The organism is Actinokineospora sp. NPDC051303 (genome assembly GCF_055586285.1).
Window position 1 is genome coordinate 27,505 of record NZ_JBVJIN010000029.1, and the last position, 25,526, is coordinate 53,030.

Genomic DNA, 25,526 nt, shown 5'->3' on the forward strand with positions numbered 1-25,526 from the left:
CCGCTCGCCACGACCCGGTCAGGTCCGGCCGCGGGACACCAGGCCGCTTTCGTAGGCGAGGACGACCGCTTGGACGCGGTCGCGCAGGTCGAGTTTGAGCAGGATGCGGCCGACGTGGGTCTTCACTGTCTCCTCGGCGATCGACAGGCGGTCGGCGATTTCGGCGTTGGACAGGCCGCGGGCGATTTCGGTGAGGACCTCGGTCTCTCGTCTGGTGAGGTCGGCTAGGCGCGGGGGGCGGGGCTGGTGGGGTGGGAACAGGGCGGCGAAGCGTTCGATCAGTCTGCCGGTGACGCGGGGGGCGAGCAGGCCGTGGCCCTCGGCGACGACCCGGACGGCGTGGACCAGTTCCTCGGCTCGGGCGTCCTTGAGCAGGAACCCGCTCGCCCCGCTGCGGAGGGCTTCGTAGACGTACTCGTCCAGGTCGAAGGTGGTCAGGACCAGGACGCGGGGGCGGTCGGGGCCGTTGAGCAGGTGGCGGGTCGCGGTGAGGCCGTCCATGACGGGCAGGCGGATGTCCATCAGCACCACGTCGGGCTTCTCGCGCGCGCACAGCGCCAGCGCCTCTTCGCCGTCGCCTGCCGCGCCGACGACGGTCATGTCCCGCTGGCGGTCCAGCAGCGCGCCGAAACCCTCGCGCACCATCGCCTGGTCGTCGACGACGACCACCCGGATCATCGGACTCCTCCCGCGTCGGGGATCACCGCGTCCACGACGAAATGTCCCGCGCCGTCCGGCTCGGCTCGGACCGTGCCGCCGAGCAGGTCCACGCGTTCCCGCATGCCCAGGATGCCATGGCCCGCCGCGCCAGCCGGGGTGACCAGGCGGTTGCGGACCCGGACCCGGACCGCGTCGTCGTCGCGGGTCACCCGGACCTCCAGCGGCTCGCCCGCCGCGTGTTTGAGCGCGTTGCTGAGGCTTTCCTGGATGATCCGGTACACCGACAGCGCGCGCAGCGGCTCCAGTCGCCGCGCCCGCCGGTCGAGGTCGAGCGACACCGGCGTGCCGACCCGGCGCACGGACTCGACCAGCGCCTCCACCTGCTCCAGCGTCGGCTGCGGCGCCCGCTCGGCGGATTCCTCCGACCGCAGCGCGCCGAGCAGGCTGCGCATCTCGTCCAGTGCCTGGCGGGCTTTCTCGGCCACCTCGCGGAACTCCTCGGCCGCCCGCGGCGGCACCCCGTCGAGCCGGTAGGGCGCGGTTTCGGCCTGCACGGCCAGCACCGACATGTGGTGGGCCACCACATCGTGCAGTTCGCGGGCGATCCGGGTGCGCTCCTCGCGCACCGCCAGCGCCCGCGCGATCTCCGCCCGCGCCGCCCGGGACGCGCCCAGCAGCACCGCGGTCACCACGACCAGCACCGCGACCTCGGTCTCGCCGACCTGGGCCACCAGCGCCGCGACCAGGGTCGCCGCCGCGATCACCGCCGCCACCACCTGGCGCACGCCCATCCCGACGCCGAACAGCACCGACACCAGGCCGAACTGCCCGGGGGTGAACAGGTTCCCGGTCGCGTCCCCGAGCCACGCCCCGAGCCCGTACGCCGCGCCGCAGGCGGCCATCAGCGCCGCCCACGCTGCCACCGGAGCCCGGCGCCACCACAGCACGGGCACACTCTGGGTCGCCGCGAGCGCCACCGCGACCGACACCCGCACCGCGGTCCCCCACTCCGAGGGCAGTGACCCGCGCAGGAACGACCACAACGCGGCGGTGAACAACAGCGCCACCGCCGCGCGCGTCCCCCAGCGCCGGGCCCATGTCCGGGCCGTGTCGCTACCCCAGTCTCGCCGTGTCACCGCGCGCCGCCCCTCTCGTCGCCGCACTCCCCGCACTCCATTGTCGCCTCACCAGCAGGCCCACCACGACCAAGGCGAGCGGGTAGACCAGGTAGCCCACCCGGGTGGCGGGCAGCAGGAGCGTGGCCAGGGTCAGGCCAGCGGCGCTGAAGAACGCCGCGGCGGGCTCGGTGCGCGGCGGCGAGCGGAGCAGCGCGACGAGCATGGCCACGAGCGCAGCCGCGAGCAGCGCGAGCGCGGTCAGCCTGCCGTGGGGCAGGTGCTCGGCGATCAGGTGACCGGGAAACGGCGTTCCCGCCGGGGACGGGACCGGCTCCAGTCCCGCGGGGAAGCGGACACCGTGGACCAGCAGCCCCGGGGCCGAGGTGAGCAGGATTGGGCCCAGGAACACCGACACCACCGCCGCCGCGGCGCCCGCCAGGAGCGCGGCGGACCGGCGCCCACGGCCGCGCAGGACCGCGACGGCCAGCACGACCGCCACCGGCCACGCGGTGAGCTTCGCCGCGCACGCCAGGCCGAGGGCCAGTCCCGCACGGACCGGCCTGCCCGCGGCGGACAGCACGACAGCAACCAACAGGGCGCCCACGACCGGCAGGTCGTCCCCGCCTGCGGACAGCGGCAGCGCCGCCAGCGGCGAGGCCACCAGCACCAGCCACACCTGGGGTTTCCGGTGGCCCACCCGGCGCAGCACGACCGCGACGGCGGCCATGTGCAGCAGCGCGAACGTGAGTCGGGGGTCGGCGAGCAGCGGACCGAGGCCCGCCCGCTCGGCCAGGACCGCGAGAACGCCGAGCAGCGCCATCCCGGGCAGGTACGGGAAGTAGGCGTCGGCCCCGGCTGACGCGGCGGCGTCGGCCAGCGCGGCTCCCACCGGGTAGAGCGGGCCGTCCCCGAGCAGCCGCTCGGCGGCGGCGAACACGACGGTGACCTCGTTCTGCTCCTGGCCGGTGAGCGCCATGTGCGCGAGCGGGCCGACCAGCGCCCCCGCGGTCACCGAGCCGACGAGCAGCGCGCGGTCGCACGCGGGGCGCAGGAGCAGCGCGATCGCCGCGGTGAGATAGGCCGCCAGCGCCCACCACGCCCAGATCCGGTGCGTGGGCAATCCGGTCTGGGTCACCACAGCGGCGAACACCGCACAGCACATGATGATCACGAAATCACGATTCACCACGGGAAACGCGCGGGCCGTCGACGCGGGTTCCACTGTTCTCGTCATCGAGCCCATCACCCTTTTCACCCGATCCGCCGGGGCCGAATTACGGGGCGCACGACCGCGCACACCGAAAAAGGCCAGGCTAGTAAGGGCGGCGGCCCGACCGCGTCCCCAGAAAGAGCCAGTTCCGGACTGGCTCCCGGGAGCCGCGCCGTGCGATTTGTCCCTCTCCGGGCGGTGCGCGAAAGTCCCTCAGCGCGGCGACGCGACGCGGGTGACTATGGGGTTAGCGTTGACCGGAGATGCCCGCACGCGTCATCGAGCGATTATTCGGGAGTGAACTTCCACATGCCGCCCACCGTTGTGTTCCCCGCGGCGCACCCGTTGCGACGGATGCGCGACCGCCTGGTCGACTCGGGCATTCACGCGCTCGCCCGAGCGGGAAAGTGGGTCGAACCGGAACTGCTCGGACTGCGCGAGTTGGTCCGCCCCGGCGACGTGTGCCTGGACATCGGCGCGGCGCTCGGCCTCTACACCGCGGAACTCGCCCGGCTGGCTGGCCGGGACGGCGCGGTCCACAGCATCGAGCCGCTGCCTTTCGCGCACGCCACCGCGTCCCGTCTCCTCGGCCTGCGTGACCGCCCTTCGGTGCGCTGGCACCGACTGGCCCTGGGCAGCAGGCCGGGCACGCACACGATGAGCGTTCCGCTGCGCCACGGGCGGTTCGTCACCGGCCGCTCCTTCCTGACCGACGGCGCCACCGGCCTCGGCTCGAACGCGGAGTTCGACGACCAGGCCGAGTTCGCCGTGCCGACGCTCACCCTGGACGGGTTCTGCGACCGGGTCGGCCTCGACCGGGTCGACTTCGTCAAGGCCGACGTCGAAGGCGCCGAACTCGACGTCCTGCGGGGCGGCGCCGACCTGCTGGAACGCCACGCCCCCACGCTGCTGTTGGAGATCGAGGACCGCCATCTGCGCCGCTTCGGCCGCGCGCCCGAGGCCGTCCGCGACTGGCTGGCCGGGTTCGGCTACCGCATGTTCGCCCTGGGCGAGTCGGGGTGGCGGCGCGCGCAGCGGATTGACGACCGCCACCGCAACTACCTGTTCAGCACCGGCGTTCCCGGTCAGCCGCGCTCGCGCACCGAGTCGAGGACCTGCGCGCGCACCTCCGCGGAAGACGACAGCCATCTGCTCACCAGCCCGGCGCGGTTGCGCACGCCGTAGCGGTCGAACAGCCGCTGCAGGTGGGACTCGACCGTCTTCGGCGAGATCGCCAACCGTCTGCTGATCTCCTTGGTCGACAGCCCGCGCGCGATCAGCGTCAGTATCTCGTTCTGGCGCGGGCTGGTGCGCATCACCGAGGCACCCCCGGCACTCGGGCGGCGCGCACGGATCGAAGAACGTGGGTCGGCAAAACTTCCCCCAACGGTAGAATTTCTTGCTTTCACCACACCTGGCTTTCGTGTCAGCGGCACAGAAAGCGCGGTGACCGATAAGCCGGGCAGCACACGATAACGAGTGTCAATACTGGGCTCCGGTCACAATCGTACCCCACTCGGCAGTGCGCGACAGCTCTTGGCGACCGCCGGGGTTCGCCGCACGCGGGCCCGGGGACCGCCGCGCCACCCTATTGGCGTAACCCCGGAGAGCTACGGCGCTAATGGACTGTCCTATTCGGCGTTGACCGGTCCGCGCGCCTTCCGTAGCCTCCGAAGGCGGAGCCGACAAGACCATTCCGGGGGAATTCGCGCGATTCGCTTTACGCCGAGCACGGGCAGGCGATTATGGGTGACTACATGGTGGAAACCAGTGGGCTGAGCCACGAGTTCGGCGACGTGCGGGCATTGGCCGAGGTCACCGTGCGCGTGCCGCGCGGCGCCGTGCTGGCCCTGCTCGGGCACAACGGCGCGGGCAAGACGACCCTGATCAACGTGCTGAGCACGCGGCTGCCGCCCACGTCGGGCACGGCGCGGGTGGCCGGGTTCGACGTGGTCGGCCAGGCCCGGCACGTCCGCGCGCGCATCGGCCTCACCGGCCAGTTCACCGCCTTGGACGAGCAGCTGTCCGGCGCGGCCAATCTGCGGCTGGTCGCCCGCCTGCTCGGCGCCCGCCGGGCAGCGGCCCGCGCCAGGGCGGACGACCTGCTTGAGCGGTTCGGGTTGACCGCGGTCGCCCACCGCCCCGTGCGCACCTATTCCGGCGGCCTGCGCCGCAGGCTCGACCTGGCGGTGAGCCTGGCTGGCGACCCGGAAGTCCTGTTCCTGGACGAGCCCACCACCGGTCTGGACCCGGAAAGCCGGACCCGGCTGTGGGAGCTGGTCGCCGGTCTCGTCGGCAACGGCGCCACCGTGCTGCTCACCACCCAGTACCTCGACGAGGCCGACCACCTGGCCGACGAGGTCGTCGTGCTTTCCGGCGGGCGCATAGCCGCGGCGGGCACGCCCGCCCAGCTCAAACGGCGGGTGGGGGTCCGCACCGCCCACCTCGCCCTCGGCGACTACCCCGCCGACCTCGGGCGCGCCGCCGACGCGGTGCGCGGCGCGGGCTTGGCCGCCGCGTGCGACCGCGAGCGCCACCTGCTCAGCGCGCCGGTCGAGCACTCCGACGACCTGGTGCGCCTGATCGCCGCCCTGCACGCCGCCCAGATCGACACCACCGGCCTGACCGTCCGGGAACCGTCCCTGGACGACGTGTACCTGGCGATCGCGGGAAACGGCCGCACAGCGCACGGCTCCGCGGGGGGATCGACCGAGCGCGAGGTGGCCCGGTGAGCGGCCCGGGGCAGTTGCTCGTGCTGGTCGAGCGCTCCCTGCTCGCCCAGGTGGCCAACCGGCGGCTGCTGGTGTTCAGCCTGGCCCAGCCCGCGATCATGCTGGTGCTCTTCACCCAGGTGTTCGGCAATCTCATCGACCCGGCGCGACTGCCCGAGGGCGTCGGCTATGTCGAGTACGTGCTGCCCGCCCTGCTGGTGACCGCTGGGCTGGGGCCCGCGGCGAACTCCGGGGCGGGCCTGGTCCGGGAGATGGGCGGCGGCATGCTCACCCGGTTCCGGTCCCTGCCCGTGGGGCCGCACTGGGTCCTGCTGGCCCGCGGCCTCGCCGACCTCACCCGGGTCGCCGCGCAACTGCTTGTCCTGCTGGTGTTCGCGGTGGTCGTGCTCGGCGTGCGGCCCGCGGGCGGGGTCGGGGGCGCGGCGCTGGCGCTCGCGGTCGCCCTGCTGGTGATCATGACGCTGATCTGGGTGTTCCTCGCGCTCGGCGCGTGGCTGCGCGACGTCGAGGCGATGCAGAGCATCGCGTTCCTGGCGGTGTTCCCGCTGATGTTCGCCTCCAGCGCGTTCGCGCCCGTCGCGGCGCTGCCGGACTGGCTGCGGGTGATCGCCACCGTCAACCCGATCACGCACACCATGGCGGCGACCCGGGCGCTGCTGCTGGGCTGGGACAGTTCCGGCTCGGTGGCGGCCGCGGTGCTGGCCAGCGGCGCCGTGCTCGGGGTCAGCGCGCTGCTGGCGGTCCGCGGTTACCGCAGACCCGACATCGGCTGAGCGGCGCAGGTCACATCCAGTCCTGTCACATCTCGCCGGGCCGGTCAGTCAGACAGGTGTATCCAGCGGCAACGGCAAGGAGTGCACCATGGACGCTCGGCTGAACCTCTTCGGCAACCCGGTCACGACCAAGTTCTTCAAGCACATCGTCGCTGCGGGCAAGGTGGTCTCGGGCTCGGCCCTGCCCGCAGCGACGCAGGAGCTGGTGAAGATCCGGGCCAGCCAGATCAACGGGTGCGGGTTCTGCACCGACATGCACACCAAGGAAGCCGCGCACGCCGGGGAGACGTCGGCGCGGCTCAACCTGGTCGCGGCGTGGCGGGAGGCCACGGTGTTCACCGAGGCCGAACGCGCCGCCCTGGAGCTGACCGAGCAGGGCACCCGCATCGCCGACGCCGCCGGTGGCGTCACCGACGAGGCGTGGGCGAACGCGGCCAAGCACTACGACGAGGAGCAGCTCGGCGCCCTGGTGTCGCTCATCGCCCTGATCAACGCCTTCAACCGGGCCAACGTCATCGTCGCGCAGCCCGCGGGCGACTACCGGGTCGGCCAGTTCGCCTGACGGTCGGCCGATCACCCGGTCGGGACGCGGGCGGGCCCGAGCCAGCGGCTCAGCACGTCCGCGCACCAACCCCCGAGCTGTCCCCCGGGCGGCAGGACGTCCGCGAGGTACCCGTCCGGCCGCACCAGGACGGCGGCGAGGCCGGGGAAGGCGTCGGTGGCCGCGGTCACGACGTCGACCCGGCCCGCCCAGGGGGTCGCGGCGGCGCGGAGGTCCGCGTCGTCGGACAGGTCGAGCAGCAGCGCGTGCCCTGCGGCGCACAGGTCGTGCAGCCGCACGGTCCTCGGGCCGGTGCGGAGCACGGCGTCGGGGGCGGCCGTGCCCGCGAGCGGATGGTCGCCCGCCGTGGGATACCGCAGGTCGGTCATGGAGAACAGGGCGTGCAGGCGGGCCTTGACCTCGGGCAGTCTCATCAGCTCGCCGTAGAACAGGTCGAACAGCGGCGTGTTCGCCGCGCCCGGCCGCAGGATCGCGACCGCGGCGCGCGAGTTGTGGATCGCCCGCTCCGCGACCGGTTTGCGCTCGGCGGCGTAGGTGTCGAGCAGGTCCTCGCCCGCGTGCCCGGCCACCACGGCCGCCAGTTTCCACCCCAGGTTGACCGCGTCCTGCATGCCCAAGTTCAGCCCTTGGCCGCCGAAGGGCGGGTGCACGTGGGCGGCGTCGCCCGCGAGCAGGACCCGCCCGCGGCGGTAGTCGGCGGCGACCCTGCTGTTGTCGGTGAACCGGGTCAGCGACCGCGGGTTCCGCAGCCGCACGTCGATCCCGCTGGCGCGCCGCAGGCTCGCCTCGACCTCCGCGAGCGTCACCGGCCCGTCCCGGTCGACCGGCGGGCGGTCGAACTCGATCGACACGACGCGGCTGGGCCCGAGCGCGTAGGCGACCACCCCGGTGGCTGTCCGCTGCCACCGCCTGCCCAGCCGGTCCGGGTCGTCGACGTCGGCGACGGCCTGGTAGCCGACCAACCCGGTGTCCGAGCCGGGGAAGGCGATTCCGGCGGACTTGCGGACCACGCTGCGCCCGCCGTCGCAGCCCACCGCGTACCGGGCGCGGTGGACCACGGGCTGGCCGTCGGCGTCCTGGGCGCGGACCTCGACACCGGTCTCGTCCTGCCGCACCCCGGTCACCTCGACACCGCGCCGGACGCGGACCCCGAGCCCGGCCGCCCAGTCGGCCAGGACTCGTTCCAGCACCTCGGGTCGGATCGGCACCGCGTCGGGCGCGGCGCCATCGGCGGCCCGGCGCGGCATCAGCGCGGGATCGACCAGGGGTTCCACCGCGGCCATCAGCGGGTCGAGCAGGCCGCGCCGGTCGAGCGCCTCGATGGTGCGCGCGGTGATGCCCGGCGCCCGCAGCCGGGTGTCGAACCCCGCCTGGCGTTCCAGAACCAGCACGCGGGCCCCGGCCAGGCCCAGCTCACCGGCCAGCAGCAGCCCCACCGGGCCCGCGCCGACGACGACGACATCGGCCGACTCCCCGATCATGCCCGGCTCCCGGTTCGGTCTAGGCCCTGTCTCGAAGTGCCGGTGCGTGTCAGTCGTGATCGGGTGGTTCCTGGCGGTGCGGCCGCGGCGCCGCTCGTACCGGTGTCTGCGGCCGTGCCGTCAGGGGCCGCATCCGGCGCGGCTGGTGCGTGCAGGCACTTCGAGACAGGGCCTAGTTCCCGCTGGACTCCGTCGAGCACGCTCACCAGGGTCGCGTGGTAGCACCCGGCGAAGTCCTCGCTCAGCACGGCCGCGTCGCGGGGCGTCGCGCCCGAAGGAAACCGGGCCCCGCGGACCGCATGCCTGCTCGCCTCGGCGGGGACGCCGCCGAGGCTGCGCACCGCGAGCACGGCCTCGACCAGCCGGTCCCAGTGCCTGCCGCGGCGGGCGTGCTCGGCGACGCGCTCCAGCACCGCGACCGCCGCGCGCCGCTCGTCCTCGGTCAGGTCGGGGGTCCGGCCGCCGAGATCGGTGGCGTAGAAGACCGCGTGCGTGGCCCGGTAGGCGTCCCGGGCCAGCCGGTCGTCCGGCCACGGGGCGCCCAGCACCAGCCTGCGCACGAGGTCGTCCCAGCCAGGCCGGGCCCGGACGTAGCCGCCCTTGGCCAGCGAGTGGATCTGGCCAGCCGAACTCGGCTGGCGCCCGGCCCGCCACAGGCCCCGCACGACGTCCTCCGCCGCGGGCACCCGCACCCCGGCCGCCCGCAGCCAGGCGTAGGGCTGCACCCGGTAGACGCCGTGCTCGGGGTCGGCGCGGACCGTCGAGAGGTAGCGCTCGTCGGCGCAGCAGTCGGCGACGAACGCGCGCCACCGGCTCAGCGCCGCGTCCAGCGCGGGCCAGTCCGCGCCGCGCGCCGCGCGCCACTCGGTGAGGTAGGCGCAGGTCATCGCCAGTTCGCCGAACGGCTTGAGCGTGGACCGGTCCCCCGCGGGCCGCGTGCCGATCCGCGCCCACGGCGCGAACGTCGGCAGCCGCGCGGTGATCCAGTCCAGCCCGCGCTCGACTTCGGCGCGCTCGTCACTCATCGCCGCCGTCATGGGTCGCCGCCGTCACTCATCGCCGCGTGTCCACCGGATCAGGCCGCGGTCGCACAGGGCGCGCAGCACGGCGTCGCGCTGCGTGTCGCCCGCCTCGGGCGTCGGCAGCAGCGACTCGTACGGGCTGACCGCGAGTTCGCCCCGCAGTGCCCGGCGAAGGATGCCCGCCGCCCTCGGCGACAGCCGGTGCACCGCCAGCCCGCGCCGGTCGAGCAGCACACCCCCGAACGGCAACTCCTCGAACACCACCGCATCGGCCAGAGCGACCCCGCCGCTCAGCGCAGTCCTTTCCATCAGCGCGGTCCTTTCATCAGCGCAGTCCCCTTATCAGCGCAGGCCCCGAATCAGCTCAGTCCGCGCAGCCACTTCTCGATGACGCACAGCCGCGCGATCTCCTCGCCGTTGCGGTGCACGCGCCCAGGGGTCAACCCGTCGGCGAACTCGGGCCGGAGCACCCCGAGCCGCCGCAGCAGCGAGTCGCCGCCGAGCAGGTCCCGGCACACGTCGACGTTCTGGTTGACGAACACCGCCGAGATCGCGTCGATGCGCGCCTGCTGCATCCTCGGGCTCGCGGCCGCGGGCAACCCGCTGCGGGAATACGCCACGCGCAGGGCGAACTTGTCGACCGTCAGGCCGTGGCCGAAGCCGAGCCGGTGCGTCGTGGGCAGCGCGAGCGCGTACTCGATGAGGTCGCGGTCGGCGTACGGGGTGCTGAAGAACTTGCGCTTGGGCAGGCAGTGGTTGAGCCACGCGGCTTGCAGGTTCGCCGTGTTGAAGCCTTCCGCCAGCAGGAACAGCGAGGTGATGCCGCGCGGCAGCGCCCGAGGCAGGCGACCGCGCCCGCCCACCGACCCGAGCAGGCTCAGCCGCGCCCGCGCCGCGGCGTCGCGCAGCGCCTCGGTCACGCGTTCGGCCGCGGCGTCGGTGAATCCGATGGGGTGCACGATCACCTCGCGCGCGGGCAACGCGATCGTCGGGTCCCCGGTGAGCATCCTGCGCAGGTACCGCCATCCACTTCTGTCCGAAGTGGACGAGAAGGTCGTCGCGGCGGCGCCTGCTATCCGTTGCCAGATGGGCTCGCCCGCCACCCGCGGGTCCAGCACGCGCGGACCAGCCAGGCCGAACAGGCCGCGATGGACGTCGTGGGCGAAGACCTGGTCGGCCAGGAGTCCGGAAAGGACGAAGGTGGCGTTGTCGGTCTCGGCCTGCTCGACGGCCGCGGTGACCCCTTGGGCGGGCACATGGGTCTGCGGCAGGCCGCCATCCTGGCCCACCCGCAGGTAATCCCCGCCAGCGCGGGCGTGCTTGGCCATCTCGTAGGGCACCCAGGACAGGCCGCAGGCGCGCGCGATCCGCTCCGCGCCCTCGCGGTCGCCGTCGAAGCCGGGAAAGGACTCCAGCGTGTAGTGGATGGCCGTGCCTCGGCCCGGTTGCCTGCCCTGCTCCCAGGCGACCGCGGCCGAGTCGATGCCGCCGCTCAGCGCGAGGACGCTGGCGGGCTCGTCGGCGAGCAGCCGGTCGCAGGCCCGCGCGAGGTGATCACGGACACCGTCGGCGGCGTCGGCGAGGGACGCGGGCGCGTCCGCGACCGGCCGCAGCTCGTCAAACGGCTCGGTGCGCGGCGCGGACCCCGGCCGCAGCGTCAGCCGCCAGCCGGGAGGCAGCCGCCGCACGCCACGGAACCACGAGCGGTCGGGCGGGAAGCCGCGCTCGGCGATGACCATGGGCAGCAGGTCGGTGTCGACGTCGGCCAGCCGGGGTCGGCCGCCGGACAGCAGTTGGGCCGGGTCCGCCGCCCACGCCAGCCGGTCGGCCTCGGCCCGCCAGAACAGCGGGATCAGCGCGGTGACCGCCCGGTACAGGCGCAGCACGCGCCGGTCGGGCGAGAGGTGGGCGAGCACGAAGTCGCCGCGCAGCGCGCGCACCGCGGCGTCGCCCTGCTCATCAATACTGCGGCACAGCGCCGCCATTGGCGCGTCCCCGGGCGGCAGCGCGACCCAGCCGGTGAGCAGCAACCGGTCGGCGGCGACGGGCGCGGCCTGGCCGGAGCGCCCCAGCGGCCCCTGGCACAGGACGACGTCGTCGCCGGGGTCGATGTCCCACACCGGCGGCACCGGTCCCGGCATCGGCTGCCCGGCCCGCCCGCCCCGGCCGGACGGGCCGGGGAGCCGCACGACGCCTGCCATGCCGAACGCGGTCAGCGGCATCGGAAGTCCTCCTCCGGGTAGCGGTCGAGTTCGACGTAGCCGAGCGGCTGCCCGCCGGGCCGCCCGATCAGCGGTTCATCGCCCAGAGCAGGCCAGGCGTGCAGTTCGTCGCCGCCGTCGGCCAGTTCGATCACGGGGTAGCCGATGACGACCTGGACGGGAAACCCGAGACCGCGCAGCGCGGCGCACACCCCGAGCGATTCGTGCAGGCAGAGGCCGCGGCCGCCGAAGGTGCGGGCGAGCCCCAGGACGCGCCAGGCCGCGTCCCGCGCGTGGAAGGCGGTGACCGGGTCGACCCGGCCGCGCACCGGGTGCTCCCGCCGCGGCGGAATCGCCCGCCGCGCGGCGGCGAGCCCCTCGGTCCGAAACAACCGGCCGACCCGCAGGAAATCCCAGACCGCCCGCGGCAGTTCCCATTCGCGCACCGGCAGCGAACGGGGCGTGGGCTGGTCGCCCACCAGCAAAGCGCGCAACCCGGCTGACGATTCCCGCCGCCGATTCGCCGAATCGCGCAAACCGGAGATCAAGGGCATGGCGCTCCCTTTCGCGAATCGCCCGTGCTGGAAGAACGTGGCCGCCCCGAAGTGGGGCGGCCACGTCACGGCCGTTCTCGCCGTGGCCGTCCGGCGGTCACGGGGACCAGTCGCCGTCGACAAAGTCGTCAGTGGGACCGGTCCACCCCATGGTGACCTCTTCCAGCTGACCCACGAACTCGATCTCGGTGTCCTGAGTGTTCTCCTGCATCATGGCACCCCCTTACCGGGCATCGGATTGCTTTTGTTCGGCGTGAGCGCGGTTCTCGCGCTCACCGATCACCTTTCCGTCGATCGGCGACGGCGGCCAGTCCGGAGAATCACCGCAGAGATCTCCCGTCCGGTCGATCACCTACAGTCCGACGCCAATCGGCCGTGTTAGCTTCGGGCTACCGATTCCTTTTCCGACCGTCGACAGGAGCCCGGCAGTGACCATTTCCGACGACCACCTGGAACAGTTGGACGAGGACGGTTACACGGTGGTCACCGATTTCCTCGACGCCGCGACCCTGGCCGAATGCCGTCAGGCGGTCTCGGCGTATTTCCCCACCGGGGACGAGTTCGCCGCCGCCCCGCACCGCTACCAGAACATCCGCAGGTCGGCCGGGTTCCCCTACCTGCACGACGTGCTCAACGACATCTCCACGCACCCGGACCTGTGCTCATTCACCGAGCGCGTCCTAGGCGTGCCGGACATCCGGCTCGGCGACTCGCTGCTCCAGGCCAAATACGGCCCCGCCCTGGCCCCCGCCAAGTCCCAGCGCCTGCATAACGACGCCTGGGGCCGCAACACCCTGGTCCGCCCGCCCGCGACCCGGGAGCACCAGCGCGTCTTCGCCATCGTCTACTACTCCGACGTCGACACCGACACCGCGCCCACCTACGTGGTGCCCAAGAAAGCCGTCGGAGAGATCCCCCTGCTCACCGACGCGGGCGAGTCGTCCTACGACCGCGCCGACTACCCCCACCTCTACGAGCACGAACTCCCGGTCCTGGCCCCCGCGGGCAGCCTCCTGCTGTTCACCGGCGCCACCGTGCACCGGGGCTCCGCGGTGCGCGCCCCGCACGGGCACCGCTTCGCGCACTTCCTCAATTTCCACTCCACGCGCTCGCCCTGGCTGGACAAGCAGACCTGGCCCGGCTCACCAGCGGCCCCCACCGGCCCGGCCGTCCGCCGCCTCATCGAGTCGGCCACACCCCGGCGGCGGGAACTGCTGGGCTTCCCCGCCGCGGGCAGCCCCTACTGGACCGAGGACACCCTGGCGGGCATGAGCGCCCTGTACCCGGGCCTCGACCTGACCCCCTACCGCACCTGACCGCACCCCGACCGCACCGCTACAGCCAGCCGTGCAGGCCGAATCGCTCGCCGCGGCGGAACTGCTCGACGCCCGCCCGGGTGTAGGGCACTGTGTCGGCGGGGAGCCGATCGACGGGGAACCAGTCGATCCGCGAGCACTTGTGCGGCTCGGCGTTGCGGGGCTCGCCGCGCCACTGGCGGGCGTGGAAGAAGAAACCGACCCGGCCTTCGCCTTCGGGGTTGCGGCAGTGGACCGCCGTGGCCATGTCGAGGTCGCCGCGGTCGAGATCGATGGCGATTTCCTCGCGGGCTTCGCGGATGACGGCGGACACCACGTCTTCGCCGTCTTCCAGCTTGCCGGATGGCAGGTTCCACTGGCCGTCGGCGTAGCCGGTGTTGTGGCGTCGGGCGAGCAGGACATGCCCGTCGCGGACCAACAGGAGCAGGACGTCGACAAAGCTGGTGTAGGGCACGGGCGCGTATTTCTCCTGGCCTTGCGCGTGGTCACAGCAGAAAGCGGTGCAGGGCGGTGTCCGGTTCCACGGCCTGGCAGCGCATGGGGCTGGCTTCCATGCGTTTCAGCAACGCGTCGAGGGCTTCCGGCTCGCCGAGTTCGATGCCGCAGAGGGCGGGGCCGGTTTCGCGGTTGTTGCGCTTGACGTACTCGAACAGGACGATGTCGTCGTCCGGGCCGAGCACTTCGTCCAGGAAGCGGCGCAGCGCTCCAGGTTCCTGCGGGAAGTCCACCAGAAAATAGTGGCGCAGTCCTCTGTGGACCATCGAGCGCTCGATGACCTCGGAGTAGCGGCTGACGTCGTTGTTCCCGCCGGAGAGCAGGCAGACGACGGTGGCGCCGGGGTCCAGGGGCAGGTTGTCCAGCGCCGCCGTGGCGAGGGCGCCCGCGGGCTCGGCGATGATCCCGTCGATTTGGTACAGGTCGAGCATTTCGGTGCAGACCCGGCCCTCTGCGACGGACATGAGGGTGGCCTTGCTGTCGCGGACCAGGGGAAACGTCTTGTCGCCGACCCGGCGGACGGCGGCGCCTTCGACAAAGGTGTCGACCCGGCTCAGCGACACCGGCTCGCCCGCCGCGAGCGCCGCGGCCATGCTCGCGGCCCCGGCGGGTTCGACGCCGATCACGCGCACCGCGGGGTGCTTGGCCGCGAACCAGCTCGCCACCCCGGCGAGCAGGCCGCCGCCGCCCACCGGCACCACGACCACGTCCGGGGCGCGGCGCAGCTGCTCCACGATCTCCACCGCGATGGTGCCCTGCCCGGCGATGGTGCGCAGGTCGTCGAAGGCCGACACCAGGGTCGCGCCGGTCCGCCGGGAGTCCTCGCCAGCGGCGGCCGCGGCGTCGTCGTAGGTGTCGCCGGTCACGACGAGGTCGATCGCGGCGCCGCCGAGGGCGGTGATGCGGTCGCGTTTCTGCCGTGGGGTGGTGCCGGGCACGTAGACCCGGCCGCGGATGCCCAGCCGCGCGCACGCGTAGGCGAAGCCCTGGCCGTGATTTCCGGCGCTGGCGCACACCGCGCCCGCCGCGCCCGCCGCGCGGGTGTCGGCGTCGAGCTGCGCGAGCACGTTGTAGGCGCCGCGGATCTTGTACGACCGGCCCACCTGCAGGTCTTCCCGCTTGAGCCAGACCTCGGCTCCCGTGCGCTGGGAGAGCCGGAGATTGTGGTCGAGCGGGGTGGTGCGCGCGACGTCGAAGATGCGAAACGACGCGGCGGCCACGTCAGCCAGGAGCGACATAGGCGAAGGCAATCCGTTCTCTCGTCCGAAGTCTATCCCGGACACTAACCGCACCGCGGATTCGGCGAAGCCGAAGGCGGGCAACGGATCTTCCGAAAGCGCGGCGGCTCACCCGATAGTGGACATGCCGGGATCTTCACCGTGGTGTGCGGCGGGGTTCGGGCGACGTTCATCCGGCCGGGTGAGGGTTCGGGCATGGTCGATCTGTCTCGCCGCCGGGTCCTCGGGATCTCCGGGGCCGCCGTCGCCGCTTCCCTGCTGCCCCCGTCCGTGCACGCGGCGATGGCCGAGCCGATGCGCCGGGGCGGGCTCGACGCCGTCGAGCACGTGATCGTGCTGATGCAGGAGAACCGGTCGTTCGACCACTACTTCGGGGCGCTGCGCGGTGTCCGCGGGTTCGGCGACCGGCATCCGCTGCGGCTGCCCTCGGGCGGGTCGGTGTTCGAGCAGCCGAACCCCGCGGGCGGGGTCGTGCTGCCGTTCTCGGTGCGGGAGGGGGCCGCGCGGGCGGGCCGGCCGGAGTCGGACATCCAGTACCTGGGCGACCTCGACCACAGTTGGGCCGGATCCGGCCGGGCGTGGGGGCGCGGCTGGAACGACGGGTGGATCGCGGCGAAGACCGCGGCCACCATGACCTACTACGACCGCCGCGACATCGGCCTGCAATACGAACTCGCGGACACGTTCACGATCTGCGACGCCTACCACTGCTCGGTGTTCGGCTCGACCAACCCGAACCGGAACTACCTGTGGACGGGCACCACCGGTTTCGAGGCGAACGGCGCGCGGGCGGTGACCAACGCCGCGTACTCCTACAGCCACCCGGGGTACTCGTGGACGACGTACCCGGAGCGGCTTGAGGCGGCCGGGGTGTCGTGGCAGGTCTACCAGGAGTGGGACAACTTCACCGACAACGCGGTGGAGTACTTCGCGCCGTTCAAGGCGATCGGGCGCAAGATCCTGGCGGGTGTCGAGGGCGGATTCCGCACCACCGAGGAGTTCTACGACTCGCTGCACGCCCGGTCAGCCGACGAGCGCGCGCGGGTGCTGCGGCAGTTCGACGCCGGGGTGGCGGCGCTGACGCCCGCCGAGCGGCGCCTGTTCCAGCGGGGCGCGTACCGCAGCGCGCCGGGGACGCTGGTGCGCCGGTTGCGGGACGACATCGCCGCACGGCGGCTGCCCGCGGTGAGCTGGCTGGTGCCGACGGCCGCGGACTCCGAGCATCCGGGCGCCTCGACCCCGGTGGGCAGCGCGAATCTGGTCTACGACGTGCTCGACGCCATCGCCGCCGACCCGGTGACCTGGTCGAAGACGGTGCTGCTGATCACCTTCGACGAGAACGACGGCTTCTTCGACCACGTGCCGCCGCCGGTCCCGCCGCGCGACAACGCCGAGGAGCACTACAACGGGCAGCCGCTCGGCCTGGGGCCGCGGGTGCCGATGACGATCGTGTCGCCGTGGACGATCGGCGGGCACGTCGACTCGACCGTGTACGACCACACGTCCGTGCTGCGGCTGCTGGAGCGCTGGACCGGGGTCCGGGAGACGAACATCAGCGCGTGGCGGCGCACGGTCGCGGGCGACCTCACTGGCGCGTTCGACTTCGCCCGGCCGGGCAGGCCGCCGCGGCTGATGCGGCCGGGGCCGGTGCCCGCGCCGATCGCGCGGTGGCACCCGACCCCGCCGGACGAGCAGCGGGCGCCGACCGTGGAGCCGGGCGGCAGGCCCGCGCGGCCGGTGCCGTATCGGACGACCGTGTCCGGCGTGCTCGGGCCGCGCGGCACGCTCGACCTGACCCTGGTCAACACCGGCCGGTCGTCGGCGCACTTCGCGATCTACCCGTACGCGGGCGAACTCCCCGAACCGGCCCACCGGGACGTGTCCGGCAGCCACACGGAGACGCTGACCCTCCCGGGCGCCGCCTACCGGGTGGTCGTCCAGGGTCCGAACGGGTCCTGGTGGGAGTTCGGCGGCGCCCGCGACGGCGCGGCGGCGGGCGTCTCGGTCGGGGCCCGGCTGCTGCCCCTGCGCGGCGCGGTGGAGTTGGTGATCGCCAACTCGGGGCAGGCGGTCACGCTTCGGCTCGCCTCGGAGCAGTCGACCCGGATGGTGCGGGTCGGGGCGGGGCGCACCGTCCGCGTCGACTGGCCCGCGCGCCAGGGCCGCTACGACGTGACGGTCACCGCCGCCGCCGATCCCGCGTTCCTCCGCACGCTCACCAGCCACCTCTGACCGGGCCTACCGGGGGTCCAGCCTGCCGGGCAGCGAGGTCAGCTTGAACGTCTTCCAGAAATAGGCGTCGGCGGCGTGCTGGTCGCTGGGGAAGTTGATGGCCTCCACGATCCGCCGGTTGCGGATGCGGAACGCCAGCGCCCAGGTGATGTCCAGGCCCTCGGGCTTGGTGCTCCAGCCGCGGTGCATGTCGACCACCCAGTCGCCCTGCGCGGCCAGGAAGATGCCCTCGGCGCGGAACCCGGCCTGGCCGAGCGCGCGGAAGAACGCGAGCACCTCCTCGACGCCGACCTTGGTACCCGCCAGCGGGTGGTGGCCGGGGATGGTCCAGCGGATGTCCTGGGCGAAGAACCGGCGCAGCTTGTTGAGATTGCCCTCGGCGTAGACCGCGTAGTACTCGTTGATCAGGCGGATATTCGGGTGCTCCGTGCTCGCCTCGGCCGCCTGCGCCGTGCTGCCGCCGAGCAGCGTCGCCGCCGCCACCCCCGCCGCGGTCGCGCCCAGGCCCCGCAGCACGTCGGCGCGGGAAACGCCTGCCTGGTCATCTGAGGTCATGCTCACTCCTGAAGGGTCACGATCGAGAGGCGGAATTCGCCGCGACACCGAACGTAGGGTCGCCGAACGTGACAGGTCCAATACCTGGCGGGATTACCGATGCGAATAGCTGTCGAACAGCAGCCACAGCACGCCAGAAGGTGGCAGCCGCAGCGCGGCGGACGCGGGGCGGCCGTGGTGCCCGACTTCCTCGGCCGTCACCGCGCCGAGATTGCCCACGCCTGAGCCGCCGTACGCCGCGGCGTCGGTGTTGAGGACCTCGCGCCAGACGCCCGCAGCGGGCAGGCCGACCCGGTAATCCTCGCGTGGGGTGGCGGTGAGGTTGGCGACGCAGGCGAGGACCGAGCCGTCGTCGCCGTGCCGCAGGAACACCAGGACGCCACCGCGGTCGTCGCTGTGGCCGTCGACCCACGAGAAGCCGTCCGGACTGGTGTCCAGAGTGTGCAAGGCCGGAATGGACCGGTATCGGGCGTTCAGGTCGGCGACGAGCCGGTGGACGCCGGCGTGCAGCGGCTCGTCCAGCAGCCCCCAGTCCAGGCCGAACTCCGACCACTCGGTGCGCTGGCCGAACTCCGAACCCATGAACAGCAGCTGTTTCCCCGGGTGCGCCCACATGACCGCCAGCAGCGAACGCAGGTTCGCCGCCTTGTTCCAGTCGTCGCCGGGCATCCGCCGCCACAGCGATCCCTTGCCGTGCACCACTTCGTCGTGGGAGAGCGGCAGCAGGTAGTTCTCGCTCCACGCGTAGCTGAACGAGAACGTGAGATCCGGCAGCTCGCGCTGCTCGGGGGCGCGGCCGAAATAGCCGAGCGTGTCGTGCATCCAGCCCATGTTCCACTTGAGACCGAAGCCGAGCCCGCCGGAGTCGGTGCGGGCGGTGACGCCGGGCCAGGTGGTGGACTCCTCGGCGATCATCATGACGCCGGGGTGGTGCTTGTAGACGGTAGCGTTCAGCTCTTGCAGGAACGACACGGCTTCCAGGTTTTCGCGTCCACCGTGGACGTTCGGGGTCCAGTGCTCGCGGGAGTAGTCCAGGTACAGCATGGAGGCCACCGCGTCGACCCGCAGCCCGTCGATGTGGAACTCCTCGATCCAGAACAACGCGTTGGCCACCAGGAAGTTGCGGACCTCCGGCCTGCCGTAGTCGAAGATCAGCGTGCCCCAGTCCGGGTGCTCGCCGCGCCGAGGGTCCGGGTGCTCGTACAGCGCGGCGCCGTCGAAGCGGGCCAGCGCCCACGCGTCCCGGGGAAAGTGCGCGGGCACCCAGTCGACCAGCACGCCGATGCCGTGCTGGTGCAGCACGTCCACGAGGTGCCGGAAGTCGTCCGGGGAGCCGAACCGGGCCGTCGGCGCGTAGTAGGACGACACCTGGTAGCCCCAGGAGCCGCCGTACGGGTGCTCGGCCACCGGCAGCAGCTCCACGTGCGTGAACCCCTGCGCCGTCACGTACTCGGCCAGCTCCTCGGCCAGCTCGCGGTATCCCAGGCCGGGCCGCCACGATCCCAAGTGGACTTCGTAGACGCTGACCGGCGCGCGGGACCAGTCGGTGGCCGCCCGGACCGCCAGCCACTCCGCGTCCTGCCACCGGTGCTCGGTGGCGTGCACGACCGAGCGCGGCACCTCGGCGGCGAAGGCGAGCGGGTCGGCCTTGTCCCGCCACACGCCGTCCGCGCCGAGCACCCGGAACCGGTACTGCACGCCCGGACCGATGCCGGGCGCGAACAGCTCCCAGACACCCGCGTCGAGCCGCCGCATGGGCAGGCCCAGCACCTCCACGGCGCGCGCGTTCGGCGCCCACACGGCGAACGCCGTGCCGGACACGCCGCCGAGCACACGCGGGTGCGCGCCCAGCACGTCCCACAGCCGCTCGTGCCTGCCCTCGCTGATCAGGTGCAGGTCGAGTTCGCCGACCGTGGGCAGCCAGCGGTACGGGTCGTCCAGCACGTCCACTCGGCCGGGGTAGACGACCTCGAACCGATAATCGGTCAGCGGCAGGGGAATCACGCCGGAGAACAAGCCGTCCGGGTGCAGCAGCCCGAGGGCGAACCGCTCGCCGGTGTCGGCCAGGACGGTCACCGACTCCGCGCCGCGCCACAGCGCGCGGACCACCGCGCCGCTGGGGCGCGGGTGGCTGCCCAGCACCCGGTGCGGGTTGGCGTGCGTGCCCGCGACCAGCGCGTCGACCTGCTCGCGGTCCGGCGCGCCAATGTCCACAACAGACAGTTCGGCGGTCATCGGACGGCCTCCTGGCTCACCAGCCGCCGCACCGCGCGCAGCGGGATGTCCACCCAGTCCGGCCGGTTCCTGGTCTCGTACACCGCCTCGTAGACGGCCTTGTCCAGCTCGAACGCCGTCAGCAGGGCCTGCCGCGCCGCCGGGTCGGCCCCGGCCGCCTCGGCGTACCCGGCGAGGAACGCGTCGCGGTTGTGCCGGGTCCACTCGTCGGCGAGGAGCCGTAGTTGCTCCGCCGAGCCGGTGAACAGCCGGAGTTGGTGCTGCGCGGCGTAATCGAACGAGCGCAGCATTCCCGCGACGTCACGCAGCGGCGACTGCGGCGCGATCCGCTCGGCGATCGGCGCGGCTGGCTCGCCCTCGAAGTCGATGACCAGCCACGTCGCCGGAGTGCGCAGCACCTGGCCCAGATGCAGGTCGCCGTGGACCCGCTGCACCGGCACGCCCGAGGGCAGGTCGGCGACATCGAGGAACGCCGCGCGCAGGGAATCGGCGTAGGGCGCCAGGTCCGGCACCACCGACAGCGCGAAGTCCAGCCGCCGCAGCAGGTCCTGGCTCAGCCGGGCCAGCTCGCCGATCCCCAGGGTCGACGAGCCAAGCTCGCGCGCCAGGTCCGCGTGCACCGCGGCGACCGCGTTGCCCAGCCGCCGCGCCTCCGCGGCGAAGTCGGCGCCCGCGGCGGCTGGCGCGTCCGGCGCGGCGAACAGGTCGCGCAGGCTGGCCAGGGCCATCGCCCAGCCCTCGGTCGCGTTCGCGGCGAACGTTTGCAGCATCGCGAACGTGGCCGGTTGGCCCGCGAGTTCGCCCTCGATCGCGCCCAGCAGGGTCGCGATGTGCCGGGACCGGGCCCGGCGCAGCGCGCGGTGCGCCTCCAGATCCGGGTTCACCCCCTCGGTCGCGCGCCGGAACAGCTTGAGCAGGTACCGATCGCCGAACCGGATCGAGGTGTTGGACTGCTCGGCGCCCAGCGGCCTGCCCACCAGCCCGCGGCGGCTCGCGCCCGCGAACCCGGTGCTCAGCTCCGGTACGAAGTGGACAGTGTCGCGCTGCGCGCTCTTGCCGATCAGCAGAAGCAGCAGGGCGTTCAGCTCCGGGTCGCCGGTGGCGTCGTAGAGCACGCACCCGTCGAACCCGGCGATCACCGCGCCCGCCAGGCTGTCCGGCAGGGTGGCGCGCAGGCCGAGCGGCACCAGGTACCGCTCGGTCCCCGCGCCGTCGGCGAAGTGGACGGTGACCACCGCGAGCAGGCCGAGCGGGCCGCCGGAGGCCCGCTCGTCGGTCAGCTCCGTGGCCTGGACCAGCTCCACGGCGCTGACCGAGCGGTCCTTCGCGCCGAACCAGCGCTGCCAGGGCAGCCACACCGCCAGCGCGCGCTCCAGTCGGGGCCGCAAGTCCCCAGGAAGGTCGATCAGGCTCATCAGGCGTTTCCCATCCGGTAGATGGCGAACCAGTAGAAACCGTGTCCCGGCAAGGTGAGCGGGTACGGGGTGGCCTCGACGGGCGCGAACACCACGCCCCCGGTCAGCTCGACCGGCAGGCTGCCCGCGTAGTCGGCCAGGTCAAGCGAAACCTGCTGGGGGAAGCGGGAAAGGTTGTTGACACACAAGACAATATCGTCAGTCCCGTCTTCATTCCGGTGCGTGCGCAGATAAGCGAGCACGCTCGGGTTCGCGCACGGCAGCTCGGTGAAAGCGCCGAGGCCGAACGCCGGGTGCTCGCGCCGCACGGACAGCATGTGCCGGGTCCAGTGCAGCAGCGACGACGTGGCGCTCAGCTGCGCCTCCACGTTGACGCCCTGATGGCCGAACACCGGGTCCGCGATCACCGGCAGGTACAGCCGACCCGGGTCGGAGGTGGAGAATCCGGCGTTGCGGTCCGGGGACCACTGCATGGGGGTGCGCACGCCGTCGCGGTCGCCGAGCCAGATGTTGTCGCCCATGCCGATCTCGTCGCCGTAGTACAGCACCGGCGAACCGGGCAGCGACAGCAGCAGGGCGGTGAACAGCTCCTGCTGGTCGCGGTCGTTCTCCAGCAGCGGAGCCAACCGGCGGCGGATGCCGATGTTCGCCTTCATCCGCGCGTCTTTGGCGTATTCGGCGTACATGTAGTCGCGCTCTTCGTCGGTGACCATTTCCAGCGTCAGCTCGTCGTGGTTGCGCAGGAAGATCCCCCACTGCGCCCCGGACGGGATTTCCGGGGTCTGGGCGAGGATTTCCGAGATCGGCAGGCGGCTTTCCCGGCGAACGGCCATGAAAATCCGTGGCATCAGCGGGAAGTGGAACGCCATGTGGCACTCGTCGCCGCCCACGGCCGGGTCGCCGAAGTACGCGACCACGTCCGCTGGCCACTGGTTGGCCTCGGCCAGCAGCACCCGGCCCGGGTACTCGTCGTCGACGACCTTGCGGCACAGCTTGAGGAAGTCGTGCGTCCTGGGCAGGTTCTCGCCGTTGGTGCCGTCCTCCTCGAACAGGTACGGCACCGCGTCGAGCCGGAACCCGTCCACCCCGAGGTCGAGCCAGAACCGCAGCACGTCGAGCATCGCCTCCTGCACCGCCGGGTTCTCGTAGTTGAGGTCCGGCTGGTGGGAGAAGAAACGGTGCCAGTAGAACTGCTGCCGCACCGGGTCGTAGGTCCAGTTCGACGTCTCGGTGTCGATGAAGATGATCCGCGCGTCCGGGTAGCGCTGGTCGTCGTCGTTCCACACGTAGAAGTCGCCGTACGGGCCGTCGGGATCGGTCCGCGACGACTGGAACCACGGGTGCGCGTCGGAGGTGTGGTTCATGACCAGGTCGGTGATGACCCGGATTCCCCTGCTGTGCGCCTCGTCCAGGAAGTGCACGAAGTCCTCGACGGTGCCGAACTCCGGGAGCACCGCGCGGAAGTCGGCGATGTCGTACCCGCCGTCGCGCAGCGGCGACGCGTAGAACGGCGGCAGCCACAGACAGTCCACGCCGAGCCACTGCAAGTAGTCCAGTTTGTCGGCCAGGCCGCGCAGATCCCCCGTGCCGTCGCCGTTTCCGTCGTTGAACGCGCGGACCAGCACCTCGTAGAACACCGCGCGCTTGTACCACTCGCCGTCGACCGGAAGCGGCCGCGCCGACCTGCTGCTCACTGTTCCCCCACTGATTGTGCCACTGCTGTCTGTTCCCCGACTGGCTGTTCTCCGATTGCGACGATGTGCGCGACCGCGTGGCGTGGGTCGAGCTTGACGTAGTTGGCGGCGCCCCAGTCGAAGCTCTCGCCGGAAACCGTGTCCAGCGCGGTGAACCGGGCGTCCTCGGGCAGGCCGAGCGCGGCGAGGTCCAGGGTGACCGTGCCGTCCTGCGGCCGGTCCGGGTCGAGGGTGACGACGCAGACGACCGAGCGGCCGGTGGCCGGGTCGGTCTTCGAGTACGCGATCAGGGCGTCGTTGTCGACCTCGTGGAAGCGCAGGGTGCGCAACTGCCGCAGGGCAGGGTGTTCCCGCCGGATCTGGTTGAGCCGGGTCAGCCACGGCTGCAGCGACCGGCCCTCGGCCAGCGCGCGCCGGTAGTCCCTCGGCCGCAGTTCGTACTTCTCGGAGTCCAGGTATTCCTCGCTGCCCGGCCGCACGGCCTCGTGCTCGAACAGCTCGTAGCCGGAGTACACGCCCCAGGACGGCGACAGGGTCGCAGCCAGCGCGGCGCGCAGCGCGAACATCGCCGGTCCGCCGTGCTGCAGCGACTCGTGCAGGATGTCGGGGGTGTTGACGAACAGGTTCGGGGTGCCCTCGTCGGCGTGCTCGACCAGGCTCTCGCCGAACTCCGTCAGCTCTTGTTTGCCGGTGCGCCAGGTGAAGTAGGTGTAGTGCTGGGTGAAGCCGAGCTTCATCAGGCCGTGCATGCGGGCCGGGCGGGTGAACGCCTCGGCGAGGAACAGCACGTCCGGGTGCTCGGCCTTGACCTGCCAGATCAGCCAGTGCCAGAAGTCCGGCGGCTTGGTGTGCGGGTTGTCGACGCGGAAAATCCTGACCCCGCAGTCGATCCAGTGCAGCACCACCCGCAGGATCTCGGCGCGCAGCCCGTCGGGGTCGTTGTCGAAGTTGAGCGGGTAGATGTCCTGGTACTTCTTCGGCGGGTTCTCCGCGTACGCGATGGTGCCGTCGGCCAGGGTGGTGAACCACTCCGGGTGCTCGACGACCCACGGGTGATCCGGCGCGCACTGCAACGCCAGGTCGAGCGCGACCGCGAGGCCGCGCGCCGCCGCCTGGTCCACGAAGCGCCGGAAGTCGGCCACGGTCCCCAGGTCCGGGTGCACGGCGTCGTGCCCGCCCGCCCGGGAGCCGATCGCCCACGGCGACCCGACGTCGCCGGGCTCGGCGGTGACGCTGTTGTTGCGCCCCTTGCGGTTCACCTCGCCGATCGGGTGGATCGGCGGCAGGTACAGCACGTCGAAGCCCATGTCGGCGATCCGGTCCAGCTCGCCCTCAGCGGTGGCGAAGGTGCCGTGCACCGGCTCGCCGCGCGAGTCGACGCCGCCGGTCGAGCGCGGGAACAGCTCGTACCACGCCGACATCCGCGCCGGTTCCCGGTCGACCCAGATCCGGTGCGTCGCGCCTCGGGTGATCAGCTCCCGCACCGGGGTGTCGTGCATGATCTTGCCGACCGCCGCCGACAGCGCGGGCTCGACCCGTTGCACCAGCGGGTAATCCGCGCGGCGCAGGGCCACGGCCGCCGCCCGCAGCAGTGGGCGGTCGGCGCGGCGCGCGTGGCGCCGGGCCGCGCGGTCGAGCAGCGCGGCGCCCGCCACCAGGTCGTTGTCCAGCTCCCCGGCGCCCTGCCCCGCGGCGAGCTTGGCCGCCACCGCGTGCCGCCAGGTGGTCCACGGGTCGCTCCAGGCGTCCACCCGGAATGTCCACTCACCCTCCTGGTCGGGCACCGCCGTCGCGTGCCACCGGTCCGTCCCGTCCGCCCCGGGCGCCATCCGAATCTCGGCGGCGGCCCGGTCCGGCCCACGCCACACCAGCGTCGCCGCGACCGCGTCGTGGCCCTCCCGCCACACCGTCGCCGACACGGGAATGTGTTCTCCGACAACCGCTTTCGCCGGGTGGCGGCCTGAGCTGATCTCCGGTGAGACGTCGTCGACCACCAGTCGCCCGCTCACGTCTTCGCTCCCCTCGTGATGTCT

General features: G+C 72.4%; 22 protein-coding genes. 6 read left to right on the forward strand and 16 right to left on the reverse strand.

Features of this window, described 5'->3' with window-relative positions:
• Positions 1-18 precede the first annotated feature (18 nt).
• The 3 genes from ACZ6SD_RS21670 to ACZ6SD_RS21680 are packed head-to-tail and all read right to left on the reverse strand — an operon-like array spanning position 19 to position 3,012.
• Positions 19-678: a response regulator gene (locus tag ACZ6SD_RS21670; RefSeq protein WP_465318778.1), complete on the reverse strand. Its 660-nt coding sequence runs from the start codon at positions 676-678 to the stop codon at positions 19-21.
• The gene (locus ACZ6SD_RS21675; protein WP_465318779.1) at positions 675-1,727 is read right to left on the reverse strand and encodes a sensor histidine kinase; all 1,053 of its coding nucleotides are present in this window, start codon (positions 1,725-1,727) and stop codon (positions 675-677) included. The genes ACZ6SD_RS21670 and ACZ6SD_RS21675 overlap by 4 nt, the downstream gene beginning before the upstream one ends.
• A gap of 46 nt (positions 1,728-1,773) precedes the next feature.
• A complete protein-coding gene (locus ACZ6SD_RS21680) occupies positions 1,774-3,012 on the reverse strand; it encodes a glycosyltransferase 87 family protein (protein WP_465318780.1) in 1,239 nt (412 codons plus the stop codon).
• A 285-nt stretch (positions 3,013-3,297) separates the two neighbouring features.
• Between ACZ6SD_RS21680 and ACZ6SD_RS21685 the strand changes: the two genes are divergently transcribed.
• Positions 3,298-4,173, forward strand: coding sequence for an FkbM family methyltransferase (locus ACZ6SD_RS21685; RefSeq protein WP_465318781.1), 876 nt, complete (start codon positions 3,298-3,300; stop codon positions 4,171-4,173).
• On the opposite strand, the gene ACZ6SD_RS21690 is transcribed toward ACZ6SD_RS21685, so the two are convergent.
• Positions 4,074-4,304, reverse strand: a complete 231-nt coding sequence (locus ACZ6SD_RS21690; protein ID WP_465318828.1) for a response regulator transcription factor — start codon at positions 4,302-4,304, stop codon at positions 4,074-4,076. The two genes, ACZ6SD_RS21685 and ACZ6SD_RS21690, sit on opposite strands and share 100 nt — an antisense overlap.
• A 429-nt stretch (positions 4,305-4,733) precedes the next feature.
• Here ACZ6SD_RS21690 and ACZ6SD_RS21695 point away from each other — a divergent pair, with 429 nt between their 5' ends.
• The 3 genes from ACZ6SD_RS21695 to ACZ6SD_RS21705 all read left to right on the forward strand — a co-directional run bounded on the left by ACZ6SD_RS21695 (position 4,734) and on the right by ACZ6SD_RS21705 (position 7,055).
• Positions 4,734-5,720 carry an ATP-binding cassette domain-containing protein gene (locus tag ACZ6SD_RS21695; RefSeq protein WP_465318782.1) on the forward strand — a complete coding sequence of 329 codons (987 nt, stop codon included), beginning with the start codon at positions 4,734-4,736 and terminating at the stop codon, positions 5,718-5,720.
• Positions 5,717-6,493 carry an ABC transporter permease gene (locus ACZ6SD_RS21700; protein ID WP_465318783.1) on the forward strand — a complete coding sequence of 259 codons (777 nt, stop codon included), beginning with the start codon at positions 5,717-5,719 and terminating at the stop codon, positions 6,491-6,493. Before ACZ6SD_RS21695 ends, ACZ6SD_RS21700 begins: the two co-directional genes overlap by 4 nt.
• Before the next feature lie 88 nt (positions 6,494-6,581).
• The gene (locus tag ACZ6SD_RS21705) at positions 6,582-7,055 is read left to right on the forward strand and encodes a carboxymuconolactone decarboxylase family protein (RefSeq protein ID WP_465318784.1); all 474 of its coding nucleotides are present in this window, start codon (positions 6,582-6,584) and stop codon (positions 7,053-7,055) included.
• 11 nt (positions 7,056-7,066) lie between these two features.
• On the opposite strand, the gene ACZ6SD_RS21710 is transcribed toward ACZ6SD_RS21705, so the two are convergent.
• Genes ACZ6SD_RS21710 through ACZ6SD_RS21730 form a run of 5 tightly spaced genes read right to left on the reverse strand, consistent with a single transcriptional unit; the run spans position 7,067 to position 12,313 of the window.
• Complete coding sequence (locus tag ACZ6SD_RS21710; RefSeq protein ID WP_465318785.1) at positions 7,067-8,536, reverse strand: FAD-dependent monooxygenase; 1,470 nt, start codon at positions 8,534-8,536, stop codon at positions 7,067-7,069.
• Complete coding sequence (locus ACZ6SD_RS21715) at positions 8,533-9,561, reverse strand: DUF6895 family protein (RefSeq protein ID WP_465318786.1); 1,029 nt, start codon at positions 9,559-9,561, stop codon at positions 8,533-8,535. Before ACZ6SD_RS21715 ends, ACZ6SD_RS21710 begins: the two co-directional genes overlap by 4 nt.
• A gap of 24 nt (positions 9,562-9,585) precedes the next feature.
• Complete coding sequence (gene adfB, locus ACZ6SD_RS21720; RefSeq protein ID WP_465318787.1) at positions 9,586-9,867, reverse strand: actinodefensin-associated protein B; 282 nt, start codon at positions 9,865-9,867, stop codon at positions 9,586-9,588.
• Positions 9,868-9,917: 50 nt separating this feature from the next.
• Complete coding sequence (locus ACZ6SD_RS21725) at positions 9,918-11,780, reverse strand: asparagine synthase-related protein (protein ID WP_465318788.1); 1,863 nt, start codon at positions 11,778-11,780, stop codon at positions 9,918-9,920.
• Entirely contained in the window at positions 11,771-12,313 is a 543-nt protein-coding gene (locus tag ACZ6SD_RS21730; RefSeq protein WP_465318789.1) for a transglutaminase-like domain-containing protein, read from the reverse strand. The genes ACZ6SD_RS21725 and ACZ6SD_RS21730 overlap by 10 nt, the downstream gene beginning before the upstream one ends.
• A gap of 428 nt (positions 12,314-12,741) precedes the next feature.
• Here ACZ6SD_RS21730 and ACZ6SD_RS21735 point away from each other — a divergent pair, with 428 nt between their 5' ends.
• Entirely contained in the window at positions 12,742-13,629 is an 888-nt protein-coding gene (locus ACZ6SD_RS21735; protein WP_465318790.1) for a phytanoyl-CoA dioxygenase family protein, read from the forward strand.
• A 19-nt stretch (positions 13,630-13,648) separates the two neighbouring features.
• On the opposite strand, the gene ACZ6SD_RS21740 is transcribed toward ACZ6SD_RS21735, so the two are convergent.
• Together ACZ6SD_RS21740 and ilvA are read right to left on the reverse strand one after the other, a co-directional pair.
• Positions 13,649-14,083, reverse strand: coding sequence for an NUDIX hydrolase (locus ACZ6SD_RS21740; RefSeq protein WP_465318791.1), 435 nt, complete (start codon positions 14,081-14,083; stop codon positions 13,649-13,651).
• 31 nt (positions 14,084-14,114) lie between these two features.
• Complete coding sequence (gene ilvA, locus ACZ6SD_RS21745; protein ID WP_465318792.1) at positions 14,115-15,362, reverse strand: threonine ammonia-lyase IlvA; 1,248 nt, start codon at positions 15,360-15,362, stop codon at positions 14,115-14,117.
• 195 nt (positions 15,363-15,557) lie between these two features.
• Between ilvA and ACZ6SD_RS21750 the strand changes: the two genes are divergently transcribed.
• A complete protein-coding gene (locus ACZ6SD_RS21750; RefSeq protein WP_465318793.1) occupies positions 15,558-17,594 on the forward strand; it encodes a phosphocholine-specific phospholipase C in 2,037 nt (678 codons plus the stop codon).
• A 6-nt stretch (positions 17,595-17,600) separates the two neighbouring features.
• Here the strand turns inward: ACZ6SD_RS21750 and ACZ6SD_RS21755 are convergent, their stop codons facing one another.
• The 5 genes from ACZ6SD_RS21755 to ACZ6SD_RS21775 form a co-directional block, all read right to left on the reverse strand.
• Positions 17,601-18,149 carry a nuclear transport factor 2 family protein gene (locus tag ACZ6SD_RS21755; protein ID WP_465318794.1) on the reverse strand — a complete coding sequence of 183 codons (549 nt, stop codon included), beginning with the start codon at positions 18,147-18,149 and terminating at the stop codon, positions 17,601-17,603.
• A gap of 93 nt (positions 18,150-18,242) precedes the next feature.
• Positions 18,243-20,384, reverse strand: coding sequence for a 1,4-alpha-glucan branching protein GlgB (glgB, locus tag ACZ6SD_RS21760; protein WP_465318795.1), 2,142 nt, complete (start codon positions 20,382-20,384; stop codon positions 18,243-18,245).
• Positions 20,381-21,799: a maltokinase N-terminal cap-like domain-containing protein gene (locus tag ACZ6SD_RS21765; RefSeq protein ID WP_465318796.1), complete on the reverse strand. Its 1,419-nt coding sequence runs from the start codon at positions 21,797-21,799 to the stop codon at positions 20,381-20,383. The genes glgB and ACZ6SD_RS21765 overlap by 4 nt, the downstream gene beginning before the upstream one ends.
• Positions 21,799-23,493 carry a maltose alpha-D-glucosyltransferase gene (treS, locus tag ACZ6SD_RS21770; RefSeq protein WP_465318797.1) on the reverse strand — a complete coding sequence of 565 codons (1,695 nt, stop codon included), beginning with the start codon at positions 23,491-23,493 and terminating at the stop codon, positions 21,799-21,801. The genes ACZ6SD_RS21765 and treS overlap by 1 nt, the downstream gene beginning before the upstream one ends.
• Entirely contained in the window at positions 23,490-25,502 is a 2,013-nt protein-coding gene (locus tag ACZ6SD_RS21775; RefSeq protein ID WP_465318798.1) for a maltotransferase domain-containing protein, read from the reverse strand. Before ACZ6SD_RS21775 ends, treS begins: the two co-directional genes overlap by 4 nt.
• Positions 25,503-25,526: the final 24 nt, after the last annotated feature.

Excerpts from the sequence above, each read along its gene's own strand:
- ACZ6SD_RS21670 (WP_465318778.1), bottom strand. The coding sequence starts at position 678 with ATGATCCGGGTGGTCGTCGTCGACGACCAGGCGATGGTGCGCGAGGGT.
- ACZ6SD_RS21680 (WP_465318780.1), bottom strand. The coding sequence starts at position 3,012 with ATGACGAGAACAGTGGAACCCGCGTCGACGGCCCGCGCGTTTCCCGTG.
- ACZ6SD_RS21685 (WP_465318781.1), top strand. The coding sequence starts at position 3,298 with ATGCCGCCCACCGTTGTGTTCCCCGCGGCGCACCCGTTGCGACGGATG.
- ACZ6SD_RS21690 (WP_465318828.1), bottom strand. The coding sequence starts at position 4,304 with ATGCGCACCAGCCCGCGCCAGAACGAGATACTGACGCTGATCGCGCGC.
- ACZ6SD_RS21695 (WP_465318782.1), top strand. The coding sequence starts at position 4,734 with ATGGGTGACTACATGGTGGAAACCAGTGGGCTGAGCCACGAGTTCGGC.
- ACZ6SD_RS21705 (WP_465318784.1), top strand. The coding sequence starts at position 6,582 with ATGGACGCTCGGCTGAACCTCTTCGGCAACCCGGTCACGACCAAGTTC.
- ACZ6SD_RS21710 (WP_465318785.1), bottom strand. The coding sequence starts at position 8,536 with ATGATCGGGGAGTCGGCCGATGTCGTCGTCGTCGGCGCGGGCCCGGTG.
- ACZ6SD_RS21715 (WP_465318786.1), bottom strand. The coding sequence starts at position 9,561 with ATGAGTGACGAGCGCGCCGAAGTCGAGCGCGGGCTGGACTGGATCACC.
- adfB (WP_465318787.1), bottom strand. The coding sequence starts at position 9,867 with ATGGAAAGGACTGCGCTGAGCGGCGGGGTCGCTCTGGCCGATGCGGTG.
- ACZ6SD_RS21725 (WP_465318788.1), bottom strand. The coding sequence starts at position 11,780 with ATGCCGCTGACCGCGTTCGGCATGGCAGGCGTCGTGCGGCTCCCCGGC.
- ACZ6SD_RS21730 (WP_465318789.1), bottom strand. The coding sequence starts at position 12,313 with ATGCCCTTGATCTCCGGTTTGCGCGATTCGGCGAATCGGCGGCGGGAA.
- ilvA (WP_465318792.1), bottom strand. The coding sequence starts at position 15,362 with ATGTCGCTCCTGGCTGACGTGGCCGCCGCGTCGTTTCGCATCTTCGAC.
- ACZ6SD_RS21750 (WP_465318793.1), top strand. The coding sequence starts at position 15,558 with ATGGTCGATCTGTCTCGCCGCCGGGTCCTCGGGATCTCCGGGGCCGCC.
- ACZ6SD_RS21755 (WP_465318794.1), bottom strand. The coding sequence starts at position 18,149 with ATGACCTCAGATGACCAGGCAGGCGTTTCCCGCGCCGACGTGCTGCGG.
- glgB (WP_465318795.1), bottom strand. The coding sequence starts at position 20,384 with ATGACCGCCGAACTGTCTGTTGTGGACATTGGCGCGCCGGACCGCGAG.
- ACZ6SD_RS21765 (WP_465318796.1), bottom strand. The coding sequence starts at position 21,799 with ATGAGCCTGATCGACCTTCCTGGGGACTTGCGGCCCCGACTGGAGCGC.